General features: G+C 68.1%; 19 protein-coding genes. 11 read left to right on the forward strand and 8 right to left on the reverse strand.

Going from position 1 to position 18,016, the window contains the following annotated elements; genetic code table 11:
- Positions 1-201 precede the first annotated feature (201 nt).
- Positions 202-1,185 carry a heme o synthase gene (locus RJ1_RS41580; protein WP_073369859.1) on the forward strand — a complete coding sequence of 328 codons (984 nt, stop codon included), beginning with the start codon at positions 202-204 and terminating at the stop codon, positions 1,183-1,185.
- A gap of 88 nt (positions 1,186-1,273) precedes the next feature.
- Here RJ1_RS41580 and RJ1_RS41585 read toward each other — a convergent pair whose 3' ends face one another.
- Positions 1,274-2,239, reverse strand: coding sequence for a quinone oxidoreductase family protein (locus tag RJ1_RS41585; RefSeq protein ID WP_073369823.1), 966 nt, complete (start codon positions 2,237-2,239; stop codon positions 1,274-1,276).
- An 80-nt stretch (positions 2,240-2,319) separates the two neighbouring features.
- On the opposite strand from RJ1_RS41585, the gene RJ1_RS41590 reads away from it, so the two are divergent.
- The gene (locus RJ1_RS41590) at positions 2,320-2,685 is read left to right on the forward strand and encodes a hypothetical protein (RefSeq protein WP_073369825.1); all 366 of its coding nucleotides are present in this window, start codon (positions 2,320-2,322) and stop codon (positions 2,683-2,685) included.
- Here the strand turns inward: RJ1_RS41590 and RJ1_RS41595 are convergent.
- From RJ1_RS41595 to mptB, 5 genes are all read right to left on the reverse strand, one after another.
- A complete protein-coding gene (locus RJ1_RS41595) occupies positions 2,682-3,644 on the reverse strand; it encodes a COX15/CtaA family protein (protein ID WP_073369827.1) in 963 nt (320 codons plus the stop codon). The genes RJ1_RS41590 and RJ1_RS41595 overlap by 4 nt on opposite strands.
- Positions 3,645-3,713: 69 nt before the next feature.
- Positions 3,714-5,150 carry a hypothetical protein gene (locus tag RJ1_RS41600; RefSeq protein WP_073369828.1) on the reverse strand — a complete coding sequence of 479 codons (1,437 nt, stop codon included), beginning with the start codon at positions 5,148-5,150 and terminating at the stop codon, positions 3,714-3,716.
- The gene (locus RJ1_RS41605) at positions 5,147-5,947 is read right to left on the reverse strand and encodes an ABC transporter permease (protein WP_073369830.1); all 801 of its coding nucleotides are present in this window, start codon (positions 5,945-5,947) and stop codon (positions 5,147-5,149) included. Before RJ1_RS41605 ends, RJ1_RS41600 begins: the two co-directional genes overlap by 4 nt.
- A complete protein-coding gene (locus RJ1_RS41610; protein ID WP_073369832.1) occupies positions 5,944-6,888 on the reverse strand; it encodes an ABC transporter ATP-binding protein in 945 nt (314 codons plus the stop codon). Before RJ1_RS41610 ends, RJ1_RS41605 begins: the two co-directional genes overlap by 4 nt.
- 6 nt (positions 6,889-6,894) lie before the next feature.
- Positions 6,895-8,679: a polyprenol phosphomannose-dependent alpha 1,6 mannosyltransferase MptB gene (mptB, locus tag RJ1_RS41615; protein ID WP_073369834.1), complete on the reverse strand. Its 1,785-nt coding sequence runs from the start codon at positions 8,677-8,679 to the stop codon at positions 6,895-6,897.
- 133 nt (positions 8,680-8,812) lie between these two features.
- On the opposite strand from mptB, the gene RJ1_RS41620 reads away from it, so the two are divergent.
- The 8 genes from RJ1_RS41620 (at position 8,813) to RJ1_RS41655 (ending at position 16,010) form a co-directional block, all read left to right on the forward strand.
- Positions 8,813-9,562, forward strand: a complete 750-nt coding sequence (locus RJ1_RS41620; RefSeq protein ID WP_275887633.1) for a helix-turn-helix transcriptional regulator — start codon at positions 8,813-8,815, stop codon at positions 9,560-9,562.
- A 93-nt stretch (positions 9,563-9,655) separates the two neighbouring features.
- Entirely contained in the window at positions 9,656-11,116 is a 1,461-nt protein-coding gene (sufB, locus tag RJ1_RS41625) for a Fe-S cluster assembly protein SufB (RefSeq protein ID WP_073369838.1), read from the forward strand.
- Positions 11,116-12,345, forward strand: coding sequence for a Fe-S cluster assembly protein SufD (sufD, locus tag RJ1_RS41630; protein WP_073369840.1), 1,230 nt, complete (start codon positions 11,116-11,118; stop codon positions 12,343-12,345). The genes sufB and sufD overlap by 1 nt, the downstream gene beginning before the upstream one ends.
- A 45-nt stretch (positions 12,346-12,390) precedes the next feature.
- Positions 12,391-13,200 carry a Fe-S cluster assembly ATPase SufC gene (gene sufC / locus RJ1_RS41635; protein WP_005255023.1) on the forward strand — a complete coding sequence of 270 codons (810 nt, stop codon included), beginning with the start codon at positions 12,391-12,393 and terminating at the stop codon, positions 13,198-13,200.
- A 6-nt stretch (positions 13,201-13,206) separates the two neighbouring features.
- Positions 13,207-14,466: a cysteine desulfurase gene (locus RJ1_RS41640; protein WP_073369843.1), complete on the forward strand. Its 1,260-nt coding sequence runs from the start codon at positions 13,207-13,209 to the stop codon at positions 14,464-14,466.
- On the forward strand, positions 14,463-14,978 hold the full coding sequence (gene sufU / locus RJ1_RS41645; protein ID WP_073369846.1) for a Fe-S cluster assembly sulfur transfer protein SufU: 516 nt from the start codon (positions 14,463-14,465) through the stop codon (positions 14,976-14,978). The genes RJ1_RS41640 and sufU overlap by 4 nt, the downstream gene beginning before the upstream one ends.
- A complete protein-coding gene (locus tag RJ1_RS41650; RefSeq protein ID WP_073369849.1) occupies positions 14,975-15,391 on the forward strand; it encodes a metal-sulfur cluster assembly factor in 417 nt (138 codons plus the stop codon). Before sufU ends, RJ1_RS41650 begins: the two co-directional genes overlap by 4 nt.
- A gap of 196 nt (positions 15,392-15,587) precedes the next feature.
- Positions 15,588-16,010, forward strand: coding sequence for an MmcQ/YjbR family DNA-binding protein (locus RJ1_RS41655; protein WP_073369851.1), 423 nt, complete (start codon positions 15,588-15,590; stop codon positions 16,008-16,010).
- 242 nt (positions 16,011-16,252) lie between these two features.
- Here RJ1_RS41655 and RJ1_RS41660 read toward each other — a convergent pair whose 3' ends face one another.
- A complete protein-coding gene (locus RJ1_RS41660; RefSeq protein WP_073369853.1) occupies positions 16,253-16,594 on the reverse strand; it encodes a metallopeptidase family protein in 342 nt (113 codons plus the stop codon).
- Positions 16,595-16,777: 183 nt separating this feature from the next.
- Between RJ1_RS41660 and RJ1_RS41665 the strand changes: the two genes are divergently transcribed.
- A complete protein-coding gene (locus tag RJ1_RS41665) occupies positions 16,778-17,296 on the forward strand; it encodes a hypothetical protein (protein ID WP_073369855.1) in 519 nt (172 codons plus the stop codon).
- A gap of 219 nt (positions 17,297-17,515) precedes the next feature.
- Here RJ1_RS41665 and RJ1_RS41670 read toward each other — a convergent pair whose 3' ends face one another.
- Complete coding sequence (locus RJ1_RS41670) at positions 17,516-17,917, reverse strand: hypothetical protein (protein WP_073369857.1); 402 nt, start codon at positions 17,915-17,917, stop codon at positions 17,516-17,518.
- Positions 17,918-18,016 lie beyond the last annotated feature (99 nt).

Raw genomic sequence — 18,016 nt, forward strand, 5'->3', positions numbered from 1 at the left:
GACATGGGTGAACGTGGAGCCTGAGGATGCATGGGCCTCTTGTGCGACTCCAGCCTAGTGTGCAGTCGTATCCGGGTCGATTCGGTTCGCGCATTACGGCGGTCTACCATCGTTTGTAGTAGACGGCCGGTCGTCACGAAGGACTTCCGAAGCAGGCACCGGCATTCGGATCTGGAATTACGCGTGGTGCGAGGAGAGAACGTGCGGACAGGGCATCAGCCGAGCGGACACGGCTTCGGCAGCCCCAGCCCCGCCCCCCGCGCGACCGACACCGGAACGGTGCTGGGTCGCGTCACGGGCAAGGTCCTGGCCTACATCGCATTGACCAAGCCGCGGGTGATCGAACTGCTCTTGGTCGCGACGATCCCCGCGATGCTGCTGGCAGACCGCGGCAACGTCGACATCCTGCTGATCCTCAGCACGCTGTTCGGCGGCTGGATGGGCGCGGCGAGCGCGAACTCCCTCAACTGCGTCGTCGATGCCGACATCGACAAGGTCATGAAACGCACCGCGCGCCGTCCGCTGGCCCGCGACGCGGTGCCCACCTCCCACGCGTTCGTGTTCGGCATGACGCTCGGCGTCGCGTCATTCCTCTGGCTGTGGTGGCGGGCCAACCTGCTCGCCGGATTCCTGGTCGTCCTCACCATCGCGTTCTACGTGCTCGTCTACACGATGGTGCTCAAACGCCGGACCTGGCAGAACGTGGTCTGGGGCGGCGCCGCGGGCTGCATGCCCGTGATGGTCGGCTGGTCGGCGGTCACCGGGTCGCTGAGCTGGCAGCCCATCGTGCTGTTCCTGGTCATCTTCTTCTGGACACCGCCGCACACGTGGGCCCTGGCCATGCGCTACAAGGAGGACTACAAGGCGGCCGGTGTCCCGATGCTGCCGGTGATCGCCACCGAGGAACACGTCACCAAGCAGATCCTGCTGTACAGCTGGGCGATGGTCATCACGTCCCTCGCTCTCGTCCCGGCCGCCGGAGTGGTGTACGCCGCGGTCACGCTCGGCGCCGGTGCCTGGTTCCTGCTCATGGCCCACCAGCTGTACCGGAGCGTCCGCGGCGGAGCGGCCGTGAAGCCGCTCCGCCTCTTCCTGCAATCCAACAACTACCTGGCGATCGTCTTCGTCGGTCTCGCCGTCGACTCCGTGCTCGGCCTGCAGACCATCGGCAGCCTCCTGAGCTGACCCCCGGGCCTCAGGGCCGGGAGTTGACGCTCCGCGTCAGGGCCGGGAGTTGACGCTCCGCGTCAGGGCCGGGAGTTGACGCTCCGCGTCAGGGCACCAGCACGATCGACCCCGTCGTCGCGCGGGCTTCCAAGTCGCGGTGCGCGTCCGCCGCACGTGCGAGGGGGTACTCCGCGCCCACCCGGACCGTCAGCGACCCGTCGGCCAGCGCGGAGAACACGTCTCCCGCCCGCCACGTCAGTTCCTCACGGTTCCGGATGTGGTGCGCGAGGGTGGGGCGGGTGAGGAACAGCGAGCCGGCCGGGTTGAGCCGCTGCGGATCGAACGGCGGCACCGGACCGCTCGCGGCGCCGAACAATGCCACCGTTCCCCGGATCCGCACGGACGCGAGACTGGCCTCGAACGTGGACGCACCCACCCCGTCGTAGGCGGCTGCGACGCCCTCCCCGTCCGTCAGTTCGCGCACACGGGCGGCGATGTCGTCGTCGTACCGCAGCACGTCGCGTGCGCCCGCGTCGCGGGACAGCTGTTCCTTGGCGTCGGACGACACGGTGCTGATCACCTGTGCGCCGAGCGCGGTCGCCATCTGGGTGAGCAGCAGACCGACTCCGCCCGCTCCGGCGTGCACCAGCACGGTGTCCCCGGACTGGATCGGGTACGTCGAATGGGCCAGGTAGTGGGCGGTCATGCCCTGCAGCAGTGCGGACGCGGCCTGCGGGGCGGGCACGGAATCGGGGACGGCGATCGCCGCCGATGCGGGAACGGCCACCTTCTCGGCGTAGCTGCCGGGAGCGGAGCACCAGGCCACCCGGTCACCGGCGGCGAAACCGGTCACGTCGCTGCCGACGGCCTCCACCACGCCGGACCCCTCGTCACCGGGAACGTAGGGCAACGGTCGCGGGTACAGCCCGGTCCGGAAATACGTGTCGATGAAGTTGATACCGATCGCGTCGGTGCGAACGAGAAGGTCCGTCGCTCCGATCTCGGGTTCGGGAACCTCCACCGGTTCGAGGACGTCGGGACCACCGAGACGGGAAACCTGTATGGCGCGCATGGTTTCAGTTCTACACGGCGAGGGTCGCGCTACCGAGCCTGGCGGACACGACGTGTCTACCGCCCAGTATTCTCGGGACCATGACTACCGACACCCATGCGGAACCGGCGCCCTCCAGCCCGGCGCCCTCGCTGCCGTCGCACACGGTCGACGCGATCAAGAAGTTCGTCGCCGAACACGGCGGTTCGGCCAGTGCCGTCATCCAGCCGATCGGACTCGCGGGCGTCCGTATCACGCTCGTCGGGCAGGACGGCATCCTCGGCGACCAGGTGGTCGAGGATCTCGCCACCGCGAACGCCGTCGTCGCGTCCTTCGACGACGTCACCGTCTCGGAGTGGGACCGCGCGCTCACCAGCATCGTCACACCCCGAAAGGGCCACTTCCAGAAGATGGCCGGCTGGGTGGCGCGGCAGACGCGTTTCCCGAAGGCCCGCAACGAGCGCTAGACGCTCGCGGTGTCGGGCTGCGTGACGTACTCGCGAGTGCGTCCCGCAGCCCACACCGCTGCGGTGGCGGCGGTGCACAACCCGGCACCCGCTACATGGAATGCGACGAGGACCGCGGGCACGTCCGTGAAGAACTGGACGAGCCCGATCAACGCCTGCGCCACCACCAGTGCCAGCAGGACCTGGATGCGCACCTTCACGGCGCGTGAGGCGCCGACGGCGTACAGGCCGAAGCACAGGCCGACCAGCAAGGCCAGGTAGCCGACCAGCAGCTGTGCGTGCAGGTGCACCAGTGTGACGATTTCGACTTCGAGTCGGGGAACCACGCGGTCGAGGCTCTTGTCTCCCGCGTGCGGACCGGCGCCCGTCACCAGAGTTCCGGCCGCGAGCACCCCGGCCAGCGCGACACCCGACAGCGCGGTGAGCCAGCGCAGCGGGGCGGGGATCACGTCGACCGCCGGGGCGTCGTCCGGTTCGCAGATCTTCGCGTACATGACGGTCGCCAGCCACACCATCGCCATCGACGCGAGCAGGTGCACCGCGACCGTCCACCACAGCAGCCCGGTGAGCACCGTGACACCGCCGATGACGGCCTGCACGACGGTCCCGAGGGGCATCATCCAGGCGTAGACGAGGACCTCTTTCCGCCGGCGTGCGCGGGTGACCGCGAGGACGATCAGGGCCGCGGCCAGAACGACGACGAACGTGAGCAGGCGGTTGCCGAATTCGACCGTCTGGTGGATGACGGCGACCTCGCCGTGCCCGACCGGGACGAAGCTGCCGGGGAAGCACTGCGGCCAGGTGGGGCAGCCGAGGCCGGACGCCGTCACCCGCACGACGGCCCCGGTGACGGCGATGCCGCCCTGCGTGAGGATCACCGCGAACGCGATGACACGCTGCACGGTCAGCGACGGAAGGGGAAGACGGTCTACCAGGCTCAGAAACCCGCGATACAGCACGACGTCGATGGTAGAGGGCCGTCAACTACAGCGTGTCGTTGGGCTGGTGGCGCCGGGTTCGACTCCGTGCTACTCGCCGCGAATGCGCAGGATGCCGGTCACCGTGCCCTGCCAGAAGTCGCCGGTGTCGGTGACGAGCCCGGACATCTGGAGGGTGTCGTTGACCGCGGTGCCGGGGAGGGGGCTGGTGTGTTCGACCGAGCCGTCGGCCGGGTCGATCACCGCGAACGAGAATCCGTCCAGGGGTGTCGTGACGTCGAACCCGTGCCGGATCACGGTGTAGAGGAGGCCGTCGCCGGTCGACAGGTGGGGCACCGCGGCGCTGCGGACGTCGTTGCTCCACACCTGGTGACAGCCGATCGGGTCGATGTCGACGCGGGTCATGCCACCGGTGAACGGGGCGTTCGTCGGGACCGCGGGACCCGCGCCGTCCGGAACGGCCGGGTACGGGTAGCCGTACGTCCCGGCCACGTACACCGAGTTGCCGATGCCGATCGGCGAGTTCTCGCTGCCGCCCGGGCCGCCGAGCACCGGGAGGGTGCAGATCTCGGCACCCGAGTCCGCGCGGAACACCCGCAGATTCACCTGCGGGTCGGCGTTGTCGACGATCGCGACGAAATCGCTGCCCGTCGACGGACCGAAGTAGGTGGGGGTGGAACCGGTGCCGTGGCTGAGTTGCCCCGGTTTCCGGTCGGGCCCGCGGTCGTAGTCGCGGCGCCAGTCGACGCGGATCTCGCCGTCGCGGAGGGCGAACTGGTACAGGGCGTGCGTCGTCGCGACAGCGGTCCCCGAGGGTGACGTGGAGATGCTGTTCTGAACCTGCTCGCCCGCGGCGAGGGGCAGTGCGTGCGCGACGCCCCGGCGGTCCACGGCTCCGACGACGCCGCCGCCGGTGGCGAACCAGACGTTGCCCTGCCAGTCGGGTGTCAGTCCCGTCACGTTGTCGCCGGGCGGCACGCTGCCGGACAGGTCGACGTGCGAGTCGACGCTGATCCGCCAGCGGCCGTCCGGGTCCTGCGAGTGCCCGAGGCGCAGCAGTTGACGGTTTCCGTCCACCACGACCAGCCGGTTGTCGTTGTCGAGGAATGCGTACACGCCGCCCAGGAGGCTGCCCTTCGCGAGTGCGAACGTGGCGAGCGAGTGACCGAACGGGGCTGCGGGTGCCATCGGGTCGATCAGGTGCACGGTGGGGACCTGACCGGCGACGGACGTGCACAACGCGACGACGAGCCGGTCGGATCCCTGCAGCAGGGTCGGGCACGCCGACACCAACGGGTACGCGGACAGGGTCAGGGGGCCGGTGCCGGGACCGGGCAGCGGTGTCACATCGGTGGAGCCCGCGTCGCCGTGCATCGTGGACGTGCCCGCCGGTCCGAGGAACGGATTCGGGGTGGCCGGCGATCCCCACTGCGGTGCGGCGCCCGCGGGCACGGTTCCGCAGCCGAGTACGGCGAGCAGGGCTGCGAGAACAATGCCGACGATGCGGGCGGTGTTTCGGCGGTTCACGTGAATCGGAACGTCTTCGCGGCCAGGGCTCCGGCGGCCGCGCCCCACACGGCGAGGACGACGACACTGAGCAGGTCCACGGACCCGGAGAGCGCGGCGTCGAGCGCGTGCGCGAGCGCTCCGGACGGGATCAGCCGGGCGCCGGTGTGGAGGAGCCACGGCAGGTCTCCCGTGGCGAATACCACGCTGCCGACGCCGACCATCACGAACCACAGGATGTTGGCGAGGGCGAGGACGATGTCGGCGCGGAGGGTGCCGCCGAGCAGCAGCCCCATCGCCGCGAACGTGACGGTGCCCAGCGCGATGATCACGGCGCCGAGGACGAGTCCCCACGCACTCGGCCGCCAGCCGAGCGCCAGTCCGATCGCACCCAGCAGAACCGATTGCAGGGCTACGACGATGACGACGGCAGCACTCTTGCCGGCGATGATCCCCCACGTCGGCAGGGGAGTGGCACCGAGCCGTTTGAGGGCTCCGTACCGGCGGTCGAAACCGACCGCGATCGCCTGGCCGGTGAATGCGGTGGACATCACCGCGACCATCATCACGGCGGGCACCACCTTGTCGACGCGCGACGTCCCGAGATCCCCGATGGGCAGCAGACACAGGCCGATCAGCAGGGTGATCGGGATGAACATCGTCAGCAGCAGCTGTTCCCCGTTGCGCAGGAGCAGCTTCAGTTCGAGCGCCGTCTGCGCCCGCAGCATGACCGCCGCGCCGCTCGGGCGGGGGTCGGGTGTGAAAGTGCCCGGGGCGAAACGATTCTCCGTCAGACGGTCACTCGTGCTCATCGTCATCCCCTCAGTTCCCGGCCGGTGAGTTCGAGGAAGACGTCCTCGAGGCTGCGCTGGTCCACGCGGATGTCGCTGATCAGGGCGTCGAGATCGGCGCACCATGACGCCACCGAGGCCACCACCTTCGGGTCGATCGGCCCTTCGACGAGGTAGGTGCCCGGTCCGGACTCGGCCACCCGGAAGCCGTCGGGGAGTGTCCTCGCGAGGGGCTCGGTGTCCAGACCCGCGGGCGCGGTGAGCCGCAGCTGGCCTTCGGCGCCGCGGCTGGTGACCTCGGCGGGTGTTCCCGACGCGACGATCGAGCCGTGGTCGATGATGACGAGCCGGTCCGCGAGTTCCTCGGCCTCGTCCATGAGGTGCGTCGTCAGCAGGACGCTGACACCGTCGCGGCGCAGCGCGTCGATCAGTTCCCACACCAGCAGCCGGGCCTGGGCGTCGAGCCCGGCGGTGGGTTCGTCGAGGAACACCAGTTCGGGGCGGCCGACGAGAGCGCAGGCCAGCGACAGGCGCTGCTGCTGCCCGCCGGACAGCCGGCGGTACGGGGTGCGACGGGAATCCTCGAGACCGAGGCTGCGGAGCAACCAGTCGGGATCGAGGGGGTCGGCCGAGTACGCCGCGACGAGGTCGAGCATCTCGCCGGCGCGGGAACCGGGGTAGGCGCCGCCGCCCTGGAGCATCACACCGATCCGGGCGCGGACGGCGCCGGCATCCGCGACGGGGTCGAGTCCGAGGACGCGGACGGTGCCGCTGTCCGGGCGGACGAATCCCTCACACATCTCGACGGTGGTGGTCTTGCCTGCACCGTTGGGCCCGAGCAACGCCACGACCTGTGCCGGTTCGACGGTGAGATCGAGTCCGTCGACAGCCCTCACAGCGTCGAAGGTTTTCACCACACCTTCCAGGCGTACAGCAGGTTGCGCCGATCCGGGCGTTCGCGAGGTCACGGGGAATCAGCGTAAGCCCTGGCCGGGTGTGACCCGGCCGGTGCCCCGGCTTTCGGCACCGGCGTCGTCCGGGGACGGATCCGGCGTCTCCGGTGCGGTCGGCGGCTGCTCCGAACCGACCCGCCAGGGGAGGCGGTTCCGGGTGATCACGATCAGCGTTCCGGCCGTGAAGATGGTGGCGATGGCCGCCTGCACGATGACGAACGGCTGGTACTCGCCGCCGTTCGGCATCAGGATGACGCTGACGATCGACGAGAAGACGATGGCGGGGACGCGGAATGCGGGCGCCGTCGCCCACGCCGCGAGCGGGAGGACGGCCCACAGCAGGTACCAGGGCTGCACCACGGGAAAGAGCAGGACGACCGCGCCGAGGGACAGTCCGAGCGCGCCGACCGCGTGGATGCGTCCGACGAGTGTCGCGACGAGCATCCGCAGTGTGATGAACGCCGCAGCGACCGCCGCGATCGGGCGGGTCAGGCTCAGCACCGCCGTCGTGTGGTCGCCGAGACCCAGCAGGACACCGGCCAGTCCGGTGCCCAAGCCGAGGAGGGTGGGGATCGACATCCAGCTGCGGACCGCGTTCGCGGTGCCGAGGGTGTGCACCCAGCCGATGCCGAGTCCGCTGGACGTGCTGATGATGAGGGTGACCACCAGGGCCACCCCACCGAGCACGGCGGCGGCGGTGAGCACCGCTCTTGGTGTCCCGCCCCACCGCCGCGCCAGCGCCATCCCGACGAATCCCAGCGCGAGGAGCGACGGGATCTTGATCGTCGACGACAGCGCGATGAGCGCCGCCCCCGACAGCAGCAGGAGGAGCGACTGCCCGCGGATCGGGTCGGACCGCTCGATGGCCCGCAACGCCAATTCGATTCCGGCCAGCATGAGGCCGAGCATGAGGGCCTCGTTGTGGATGCCGGCGACCAGGTGGAACAGCAGCAGGGGGTTGGCCGCGCCCAGCCAGAGTGCGCTGACCTCGGCGACGCCGCAGCGCCGCGCCAACCGGGGGAGCGCCCACACGATCATGGCCACGCCGGCCAGGGCGAGCAGCCGGTGCAGGAAGATCCCGGCGACGATGTTCTCGCCGGTCAGCCAGCTGATTCCGCGTCCCATCCACAGGAACAGCGGACCGTACGGCGCGGGGGTGTCGCGCCAGATCGTCGGCACGGTCCGGGTCAGGACGTGGTCGACGCCGAGGGCACCCGCGGGACCGATGGCGTAGGGGTCGAGTCCACGGGCCGCGATCTCGCTCTGGGCGAGGTAGGAGTACACGTCCTTGCTGAACATCGGCGGCGCGACGGACAGTGGGATGATCCACAGCAGGAGGGTGCGGTCGAGCTGGGACCGGTTGAGGCGGCGCACCGCGCCCGAGTGCAGGCTTCCGATCGCGAACCGTCCGAGGAGGAGCCACGCCAGGACGATCATCACGGTGCCGGTCATGGTCAGGGTCAGGGCGACGCTCGGGATCCGGGCGGGGAGTCCGATGACGCGAAGCCCCTGGACGGGGTTCTGGAGTACCGGCTGGGCGCCGGCGCCCAGGGCGCCCACCGCCATCAGGACGGCCCCGGTCGCGCCGAACCGGCGGATCCCGCGCAGTTGGGCCGTTTCCTGCGGGTTCAGTCCGGCGGTCTCTGCCTCGTCGCCGTGCAACGCCGCCGCCACCGAGGGGCGCGGGGACCGTCCGTCGATGCCCAGAGCCCGGCGGGCGAGCTCGGCCGGGTGTCGGAGAGCGGCGCGAGCCGTGAAGGTCGGCTCCGCGCGGGTCGGCTCCGGGTTCTCGGGGGTCTGCGGCACACAGGCAGCGTAGCGGTGCGACGGGCACGGCCGGTTCGGCCAGTTATTCCCGGACGCGGGAGGGCCATAATCACAGGTGTAAGGCAGGGCACCCTTAGTAGACCTGCGATCGGAATTCCGTCACACTGGTGTTGTGAAAACGGATACGACACCACGTGCAGGCAAGGAAAGCGCAGTTCACGCGCCTTCCTCGGCCGCGCCTGTCGGAACCGCGTCACCCGTTGCCGTCGGCCACGAAGGGCACACCAGAGCTGCCGTCGTGAAGCTCCTCCTCGAGGAGGGACCCATCACGGCCTCCGAAATCGGCACCCGGCTGGGTCTGAGCGCCGCCGGTGTCCGGCGGCACCTCGACGCACTGCTCGAGTCGGGTGAGGCGCGCGAGGCGTCGTCCGTCGCCGTGCGTCACCGCGGACGGGGCCGACCCGCGAAACACTTCCAGATCACCGCCAAGGGCCGCGGCAGGCTCGGTCACGCGTACGACGACCTCGCCGGCGCCGCCATGCGTCAACTCCGGGAGGTCGGGGGAGATTCCGCGATCACCGAGTTCGCTCGGCGCCGGGTGCAGGCGATCGTCGGAGACGTGACCCCCGCGGCCGATCAGAGTGCCGAGGGTCTCGAGACCACCGCCGACGCCATCGCCGACGCATTCACCACCGCCGGATTCGCCGCGTCGACGCGCCCGGTCGGCAACGGCGTGCAGATCTGCCAGCACCACTGCCCGGTCTCGCACGTGGCCGAGGAGTTCCCGGAACTGTGCGAAGCCGAGCAGGAGGCATTCGCCCAGTTGCTCGGCACCCACGTCCAACGGCTCGCGACCATCGCGAACGGTGACTGCGCATGCACCACCCACGTTCCGCTCGTCCCACCGTCCGGTCCCAAATAGCAACGTTTTCCTTAGATCTCCTAGTCAGCAACCTGTATTCCACCGGCGACCAGCCCTCGCCGGTCTCGTAACAAGACTCCGGAAGGAGCTCGCATGACCGTCACATCAGACCAGGTGACATCCACTGCGTCGGCCAACGCCGAGCCGCTCACGCAGGAAGAGACCATCGCGTCACTCGGGCATTACGGGTACGGCTGGTCCGATTCCGACGAGGCCGGTGCCAGTGCACAGCGCGGTCTGTCCGAAGACGTCGTGCGCGACATCTCGGCGAAGAAGAGCGAACCGGACTGGATGCTCGACATCCGCCTGCGCGCCCTGAAGACGTTCGACAAGAAGCCGATGCCGAACTGGGGTTCCAACCTCGAGGGCATCGACTTCGACAACATCAAGTACTTCGTGCGCTCGAGCGAGAAGCAGGCCGAGAGCTGGGAAGACCTGCCCGAGGACATCAAGAACACCTACGACAGGCTGGGCATCCCCGAGGCCGAGAAGCAGCGCCTCGTCGCCGGTGTCGCGGCGCAGTACGAGTCCGAGGTGGTGTACCACTCGATCCGTGAGGACCTCGAGGCGCAGGGCGTCATCTTCCTCGACACCGATACCGGACTGAAGCAGCATCCCGAGCTGTTCCGGGAGTACTTCGGCACGGTCATCCCGGCCGGCGACAACAAGTTCTCCGCACTGAACACCGCCGTGTGGTCGGGTGGCTCCTTCATCTACGTCCCGCCGGGCGTGCACGTCGACATTCCGCTGCAGGCCTACTTCCGTATCAACACGGAGAACATGGGCCAGTTCGAGCGGACCCTGATCATCGTCGACGAGGGCGCCTCGGTGCACTACGTCGAGGGCTGCACGGCACCGATCTACAAGTCGGACTCCCTGCACTCCGCGGTGGTCGAGATCATCGTGAAGAAGGGCGGCCACTGCCGCTACACGACCATCCAGAACTGGTCGAACAACGTCTACAACCTGGTCACCAAGCGCACCAAGGTGGAGGCGGGCGGATCCATGGAGTGGATCGACGGAAACATCGGTTCCAAGGTCACCATGAAGTACCCGGCCGTCTGGATGATGGGCGAGCACGCCCGCGGCGAGGTCCTCTCCGTGGCATTCGCTGGTGAGGGACAGCACCAGGACACCGGTGCCAAGATGCTGCACCTCGCGCCGTACACCTCGTCGACCATCATCAGCAAGTCGGTGGCACGTGGCGGCGGGCGCGCGTCGTACCGCGGACTCGTCCAGGTCAACAAGGGTGCTCACGGTTCCAAGTCGACGGTCAAGTGTGATGCGCTGCTGGTCGATCAGATCAGCCGCTCGGACACCTACCCGTACGTCGACATCCGCGAGGACGACGTGACCATGGGCCACGAGGCCACCGTCTCGAAGGTGAGCGACGACCAGCTGTTCTACCTGATGAGCCGCGGGCTCACCGAAGACGAGGCCATGGCCACGGTCGTGCGCGGCTTCGTCGAGCCGATCGCCAAGGAACTCCCGATGGAGTACGCCCTGGAACTGAACCGCCTGATCGAACTGCAGATGGAAGGGGCGGTGGGTTAGTGACCACGCCAGAAACTGGTGTCCAGAATCTCGGAGTGACGGGAGCCGTCGTGGGCGAGAATCCGCGGGTGGCGCGGACCGCCACCGGCTCGCCGATCGCCAACAAAGGTGAGGTCTTCACCTCGTTCGACGTCAACGCCTTCGAGATCCCGGGTGGTCGTGACGAGGTGTGGCGATTCACGCCGCTGCGCCGTCTCCGGGGACTGCACGACGGATCGGCCGTCGCGAACGGCACGGTCACCGTCGACGTCGCCGGTCCGGACTCCGTCCAGGTCGAGACCGTCGGGCGCGACGACGACCGGCTGGGCAAGGCCGGCGTGCCAGCCGACCGGGTGGCCGCGCAGGCCTATTCCGGTTTCGAGACGGCCACCGTCGTGACCGTCGGCCGTGAGGTGGAGGTCGCCGAGACGATCAACATCACCGTTACGGGCCCGGGCGAGGGCAAGGTCGCCTTCGGGCACCTGCAGATCCGGCTCGAGGCGTTCGCGAAGGCGACCGTCGTCATCGACCAGCGTGGCAGCGGCACGTTCGCCGAGAACGTCGAATTCGTTCTCGGCGACAGCTCCCGTCTCACCGTGGTCGCCGTCCAGGACTGGGCGGACGACGCCGTGCACGTCGCGTCGCATCACGCGCGGCTGGGCCGTGACGCGGTGCTGCGGCACAACGCGGTCAGCCTCGGCGGCGACCTCGTCCGCCTGTCGGCAACCGTCAAGTACGACGGCCCGGGCGGCGACGCCGAACTGCTGGGTCTGTACTTCGCCGACGCGGGTCAGCACTTCGAGCAGCGACTGCTGGTGGATCACTCGCAGCCGCACTGCAAGTCCAACGTGGTCTACAAGGGCGCCCTGCAGGGTGATCCGAATTCGGGAAAGCCCGACGCCCACACCGTGTGGATCGGCGACGTGCTGATCCGCGCGGCGGCCGAAGGCACCGACACGTTCGAGCTGAACCGCAACCTCGTCCTCACGGACGGTGCACGCGCGGACTCGGTTCCGAACCTGGAGATCGAGACCGGTGAGATCGTGGGTGCCGGCCACGCCAGCGCCACGGGTCGATTCGACGACGAGCAGTTGTTCTACCTGCGCGCCCGCGGAATCCCCGAAGACGCGGCACGGCGACTCGTCGTGCGCGGGTTCTTCCACGAGATCATCAACAAGATCGCCGTCGCCGAGATTCGCGAGCGCCTCGAGGCAGCTGTCGAGGCCGAACTCGCCGCAGTCGGCGTGTGACCCGCGCCGCCGGACCATTACTTCCCATTTCTTCGAAGGATCACAATGTCTACCCCTGACGCTTCCACCCCCGAAACCTCGGTCCTGGAAATCAAGGACCTGCACGTCGACGTCGCGAACACCGACGAGAACGCCGAACCGATCAACATCCTCAAGGGTGTGAACCTGACGGTTCGTTCCGGCGAGACCCACGCGATCATGGGGCCTAACGGGTCCGGCAAGTCGACGTTGTCGTACGCCATCGCCGGGCACCCCAAGTACCAGATCACGTCGGGATCCATCACCCTCAACGGTGAGGACGTCCTCGAGATGAGCGTCGACGAGCGCGCCCGCGCGGGACTGTTCCTCGCGATGCAGTACCCCGTCGAGGTCCCCGGCGTCTCGATGTCCAACTTCCTGCGCACCGCGGCCACCGCAGTCCGGGGCGAGGCCCCGAAGCTCCGCCACTGGGTAAAGGAAGTCAAGGAAGCGCTGACCGAACTGGACATCGACCCCTCGTTCGGCGAACGCAGCGTCAACGAAGGTTTCTCCGGCGGTGAGAAGAAGCGCCACGAGATCCTGCAGCTCGGTCTCCTCAAGCCGAAGATCGCGATCCTCGACGAGACCGACTCCGGTCTCGACGTCGACGCCCTGCGCGTCGTCTCCGAGGGCGTGAACAAGTACAAGGAGCGCGAGCACGGCGGAATCCTGCTGATCACGCACTACACACGGATCCTGCGGTACATCAAGCCGGAATACGTCCATGTGTTCGTCGGCGGTCGTGTCGTCGAGTCGGGCGGGCCGGAACTGGCCGACGAGCTCGAGGCGAACGGCTACGAGCGCTTCACCCAGGCTGCAGCAACGCAAGGAGCATAAACGCAGATGACCACCTCGGTGCGCGTATTCGACGTCACCCGGATCCGGGAGGACTTCCCGATCCTGGCGCGTACGGTCCGCGACGGAAAACCGCTGGTGTACCTCGATTCGGGCGCGACTTCGCAGCGCCCGAACCAGGTGCTCGACGCCGAGCGGGAGTTTCTCACCACCTGTAACGCGGCCGTGCACCGAGGCGCTCACCAGCTGGCCGAAGAGGCCACGGACGCGTACGAGAACGCGCGTGCGACGATCGCCGCGTTCGTCGGTGCCGACAGTGACGAACTCGTGTTCACCAAGAACGCGACGGAGTCGCTGAACCTTGTCACCCACGTGCTCGGTGACGAACGCTTCGAGCGGCATCTCGGCCCCGGCGACGAGATCGTCATCACCGAACTCGAGCATCACGCCAATCTCGTGCCGTGGCAGGAACTCGCGCGCAGCACCGGTGCGACGCTGCGCTGGTACGGCGTCACCGACGAGGGGCGGATCGATCTCGACTCGCTCGAGCTCACCGACGCCGTCAAGGTCGTCGCGTTCACCCACCAGTCCAACGTGACCGGCGCGGTGGCGCCCGTCGACGAGCTGGTGCGACGCGCCCGCGCGGTCGGCGCGCTCGTCGTACTCGACGCATGCCAGTCGGTGCCGCACATGGCCGTCGACTTCCACGCGCTCGGAGTGGACTACGCGGCCTTCTCGGGCCACAAGATGCTCGGTCCATCCGGCGTGGGCGTCCTCTACGGGCGCCGCGAGCTGCTCAATGCGATGCCGCCGTTCATCACCGGCGGCTCGATGATCGAGACCGTCACGATGGAACGCACCACCTACGCGCCGCCCCCGCAGCGGTTCGAGGCCGGCGTCCCGATGACGTCGCAGGTAATCGGTCTCGGTGCTGCGGTGCGGTATCTCGACGAGATCGGGATGGACGCCGTCGCGGCACACGAACACACCCTGGTCGAGGCCGCACTGGCCAAGCTGGGCGCCATCGACGGCGTCCGCATCATCGGTCCCACGACCGCCGAGGACCGCGGCGGGGCCGTGTCGTTCGTCGTCGACGGAATCCACGCCCACGACCTCGGCCAGATCCTCGACGACGAGGGTGTCGCCATCCGCGTCGGTCACCACTGCGCGTGGCCCCTGCACCGCCGATTCGGCATCGCGGCGACGGCGCGCGCGTCATTCGCGCTGTACAACACGCTCGACGAGGTCGACGCTCTCGCGGCCGCGATTCGCCGTGCACAGGAATTCTTCGGGGAGGTGCCTGCATGAGAATGGAACAGATGTACCAGGAAGTGATCCTGGACCACTACAAGCATCCCCACGGCCGCGGCCTGCGCGAGCCGTTCGGCGCCGAAGTTCATCACGTCAATCCCACCTGCGGTGACGAAGTGACGCTGCGCGTGCAGCTCGCCGACGACGGCACGGTAGTGGATGTGTCATACGACGGCCAGGGTTGTTCCATCAGCCAGGCGTCCACCTCGGTGCTCACCGACCAGGTGGTGGGCATGCCGGTCGAGCAGGCACTGCAAACCGTTGCCGCGTTCAACGAGATGGTCAGCAGCCGCGGTACCGTCGAGGGGGACGAGGACGTCCTCGGCGACGGCATCGCCTTCGTCGGCGTCTCGAAATACCCGGCCCGCGTGAAATGCGCGCTGCTGGGATGGATGGCATTCAAGGACGCGGTTGTTCAGATAGTGGACGACCGGGTCGTGGACGACCGGGATTCGGCCGTTCCGACAGCAGACGGCGAACCAGCTCGAATCGGAGGACAGGCATCATGAGCGAGACGCAGACGCCGGAGGCGGATCCCACCGCCGTACCGCAGCAGACGACGGCCGACCAGGGCGAGACCGCCCTTGCTGCGTCGGGTGCGGTTCCCGACCTGGAACGCCTCGAGGTTCTCGAGGAGGCGATGCGCGACGTCGTCGACCCCGAACTCGGCATCAACGTCGTCGACCTCGGGCTCGTGTACGGCATCACCGAAGAAGAGGACGTCGTCACCCTCGACATGACCCTCACGTCCGCGGCCTGCCCGCTGACCGACGTCATCGAGGACCAGGCCCGCGGCGCGCTCGTGCGCAGCGGACTGTGCAACGAACTGAAGATCAACTGGGTGTGGCTCCCGCCGTGGGGCCCCGACAAGATCACCGAGGACGGTCGCGAGCAGTTGCGCGCCCTCGGGTTCACCGTCTGACGACCTACTACTGCAGACGAGGAGGGCTCGACGAGAATCATCTCGTCGAGCCCTTTTGCTCTGTGCCGATCTCGGGCCGGTGTCGTTGCGTGCCAGCCGGTGTTGGTGACGGCACCGGGCCGCGGTGGTGGCCCGAACGCGGTGACGATCGACGCCGTGGCCGACCGGCGCGGGGCATGACACCTACACTGCTGTGATGGCGGCGAAACCGCGGCACGCGAGGGTCGAGGATATCCACGAACTGGCCCTGAGGATGCCCTACGCCAAGGTCGAGTACGGGCCTCGGGGCAACCCCATCTACCAGGTGGGCGGTAAATCGTTCGTGTTCTTCCGAACCCCGCGCCCCGACGCTGTTGACCCTCGTACCGGCGAGCGCTTCACGGACGTGATCGTGTTCTGGGTACCGTCCGAGTCCGACAAGCGAGCCATGGTTCAGGACCCGGCGTCGCCGTTCTTCACCACCCCGCATTTCGATGGACACCCTTCGATACTGTTGCGGGCGAGCATGGTTGGTGATCTCACGCTGCAGGAATTGGACGAGGTGGTCCAGGATGCGTGGCTCTCCCGCGCCTCACCCACCCGGGCCGCCGCGTGGCTCGACGGCCAGCGTCGCACGTAGCACGTGGGCGCGGGGTTCGGGAAAATGTCTCCGCCGGGTCGAGCCCTTCACGGCGTTCGGTGATCCGCTCAATCTATTCGGCGCGGATCACAGCCTGCTCCTGACCGGTCAGGTCGTCATAGTCGCGGCGGCCGACTGCTACGTCGGCGATGGCGCGGTGAGAAACGCTGGGGGAGGCGTCCAGCTGCGAAGTAGTCGGTCGCGCGACTCGCCGTGGTTCAACTTCGGCTGGGTTGACGATCTCACCATCCGAGTTCGTGCAGCCGGGCGTCGTCTATGCCGAAGTGGTGACCGACCTCGTGGACGACGGTCCGGCGCACCTGCTCCACAACCTCGGCGTCGGTGCGGCATATGGCGCAGATTGCGAGGCGGTAGATCGTGATTCGGTCGGGCAACACCCCGGCGTACCGCGTCGTACGGTTGGTCAGTGGAACTCCTTGGTACAGACCGAGCAGACCCGCAGGACCGCCGTCGTGTTCGACGGTGACGGCTACGTTGGCCATCACTCGACCCAGCTCCGCTGGCAAACTGTCGAGCGCCCGGATGACCATGTCCTCGAACCGCTCGCCTTCGACGTCGATCATGAACCTATTGTCCGGCCACACCGGCCTGCTCGGCGCTACACAGCTACTGGACGGCGACACCGCACCGGAACGGCACCCTGGTCACCATGTTTCCCACCGGCTGAGAGGGTCGGCGACGGTGCGGCGCCAACTCGGTGCACACGGGCCGCGAAGCCGCATAATTGAGGGTGCGAGGTGAGACCGGTGCGGCAGACACCCTGGTTGACGACGACGATATTCGTCGGGTCCGGTGTTCTCCTGCTCGCAGTCCACGCCGGCGGCGGTGCGTCGAGCGAACCCGACAGGGAAGCGACGCGCATCCTCGATCCCGCCGGGCCGGTCCTGATCCTCACTCCGCCGCGCGGGCAGCCGGGCGACCGCATCCAGTACCACGCGACAAATCTTCCGACCTGCAGCGGACCGTGGGCGGTGGAGTTCGGCGATCGTGTCCTGGGCGAGACCCGTCAGGTCGGCAGCGTCGCCGACTTCCGCGCGGCGGTGCCGAACCGCGGCAGTCGCGGTTTCCAGGTGGCCGGGCTGCGGTGCCTGCCGATCCCGTCGATGGTGGTGCAGACGACGTTCGAGGTGCTCTCCGTGAGACCCTCGTCAGAGCCGACCACTACCTGGATACTGCCGCCACCACCAGAGCTACCGACGCGGACGAAGAGACCCACGCCGACGACCACCACCACGCTCACGGCTCCTGCTGACGCGGCGCGGTAGCGGCGGCAGCCGGCGTGTCGGCGCCTGCGCCGCTCGAACCGATGTCGTTCGGGGACCTGCTCGCACTCCTGTCAGTGTCCGTCATGGGGGTGCGCCCAGTCGTCACTTACTCTATCATCCGATAGCCGTTGCCGGGCAGGGGTTTTAGGAGAGGTAGCGACCGTCGGACTGGGCGGTTTGCAGTGCGGCGAGGATGTGATCGACCGCGGCTGTTGTGCGTTATGAGTCGCCGGTGGCCAGCAGGTCCAACAACGCACCGCGGAGTGCGGCTAGCACGCTGGTCCGTTTATCACGGGCAGGCGTGGTGCCGCGTGTGCGTTCCGGTTGTGCCGATGCGAGGACGTCCAGCCAGTCGGTCACGGTTGCCTCGGCGAACTCGTTCCAGGGTCCGGTGGGGTCGGTCAAGGATCGGCCGTAGGCCTCGACCCATAATGCGAGCATCGGTCGGTGTGCGTCGGCCACGAGCCACGACCAGACAATTCGGGCGCCCTGGAAGATCGCTCCTGGATCGTCATCAGCGTTGCGACGTACCTCGTCGAGGAACGTCAGTTCGTCACGGCGGGCGCGCGCCAGTATTGCGCGTATCAACCCCTTCCTGCTGCCGAAGAGGTACAACAGCACCCGCGGATTTGATCCGTGTGTCTTTCGGCGCAAACCCGGTCCTTCGGGTCCGGGACAGCCGATCTGGTTTTGTCGGACTGTATGGCTAGTGTCTGGGTC

The organism is Rhodococcus jostii NBRC 16295 (assembly GCF_001894825.1).
Classification (GTDB): domain Bacteria; phylum Actinomycetota; class Actinomycetes; order Mycobacteriales; family Mycobacteriaceae; genus Rhodococcus_F; species Rhodococcus_F jostii.

Excerpts from the sequence above, each read along its gene's own strand:
- RJ1_RS41585 (WP_073369823.1), bottom strand. The coding sequence starts at position 2,239 with ATGCGCGCCATACAGGTTTCCCGTCTCGGTGGTCCCGACGTCCTCGAA.
- RJ1_RS41590 (WP_073369825.1), top strand. The coding sequence starts at position 2,320 with ATGACTACCGACACCCATGCGGAACCGGCGCCCTCCAGCCCGGCGCCC.
- RJ1_RS41605 (WP_073369830.1), bottom strand. The coding sequence starts at position 5,947 with ATGACGATGAGCACGAGTGACCGTCTGACGGAGAATCGTTTCGCCCCG.
- sufB (WP_073369838.1), top strand. The coding sequence starts at position 9,656 with ATGACCGTCACATCAGACCAGGTGACATCCACTGCGTCGGCCAACGCC.
- sufC (WP_005255023.1), top strand. The coding sequence starts at position 12,391 with ATGTCTACCCCTGACGCTTCCACCCCCGAAACCTCGGTCCTGGAAATC.
- RJ1_RS41640 (WP_073369843.1), top strand. The coding sequence starts at position 13,207 with ATGACCACCTCGGTGCGCGTATTCGACGTCACCCGGATCCGGGAGGAC.
- sufU (WP_073369846.1), top strand. The coding sequence starts at position 14,463 with ATGAGAATGGAACAGATGTACCAGGAAGTGATCCTGGACCACTACAAG.
- RJ1_RS41650 (WP_073369849.1), top strand. The coding sequence starts at position 14,975 with ATGAGCGAGACGCAGACGCCGGAGGCGGATCCCACCGCCGTACCGCAG.
- RJ1_RS41655 (WP_073369851.1), top strand. The coding sequence starts at position 15,588 with ATGGCGGCGAAACCGCGGCACGCGAGGGTCGAGGATATCCACGAACTG.
- RJ1_RS41660 (WP_073369853.1), bottom strand. The coding sequence starts at position 16,594 with ATGATCGACGTCGAAGGCGAGCGGTTCGAGGACATGGTCATCCGGGCG.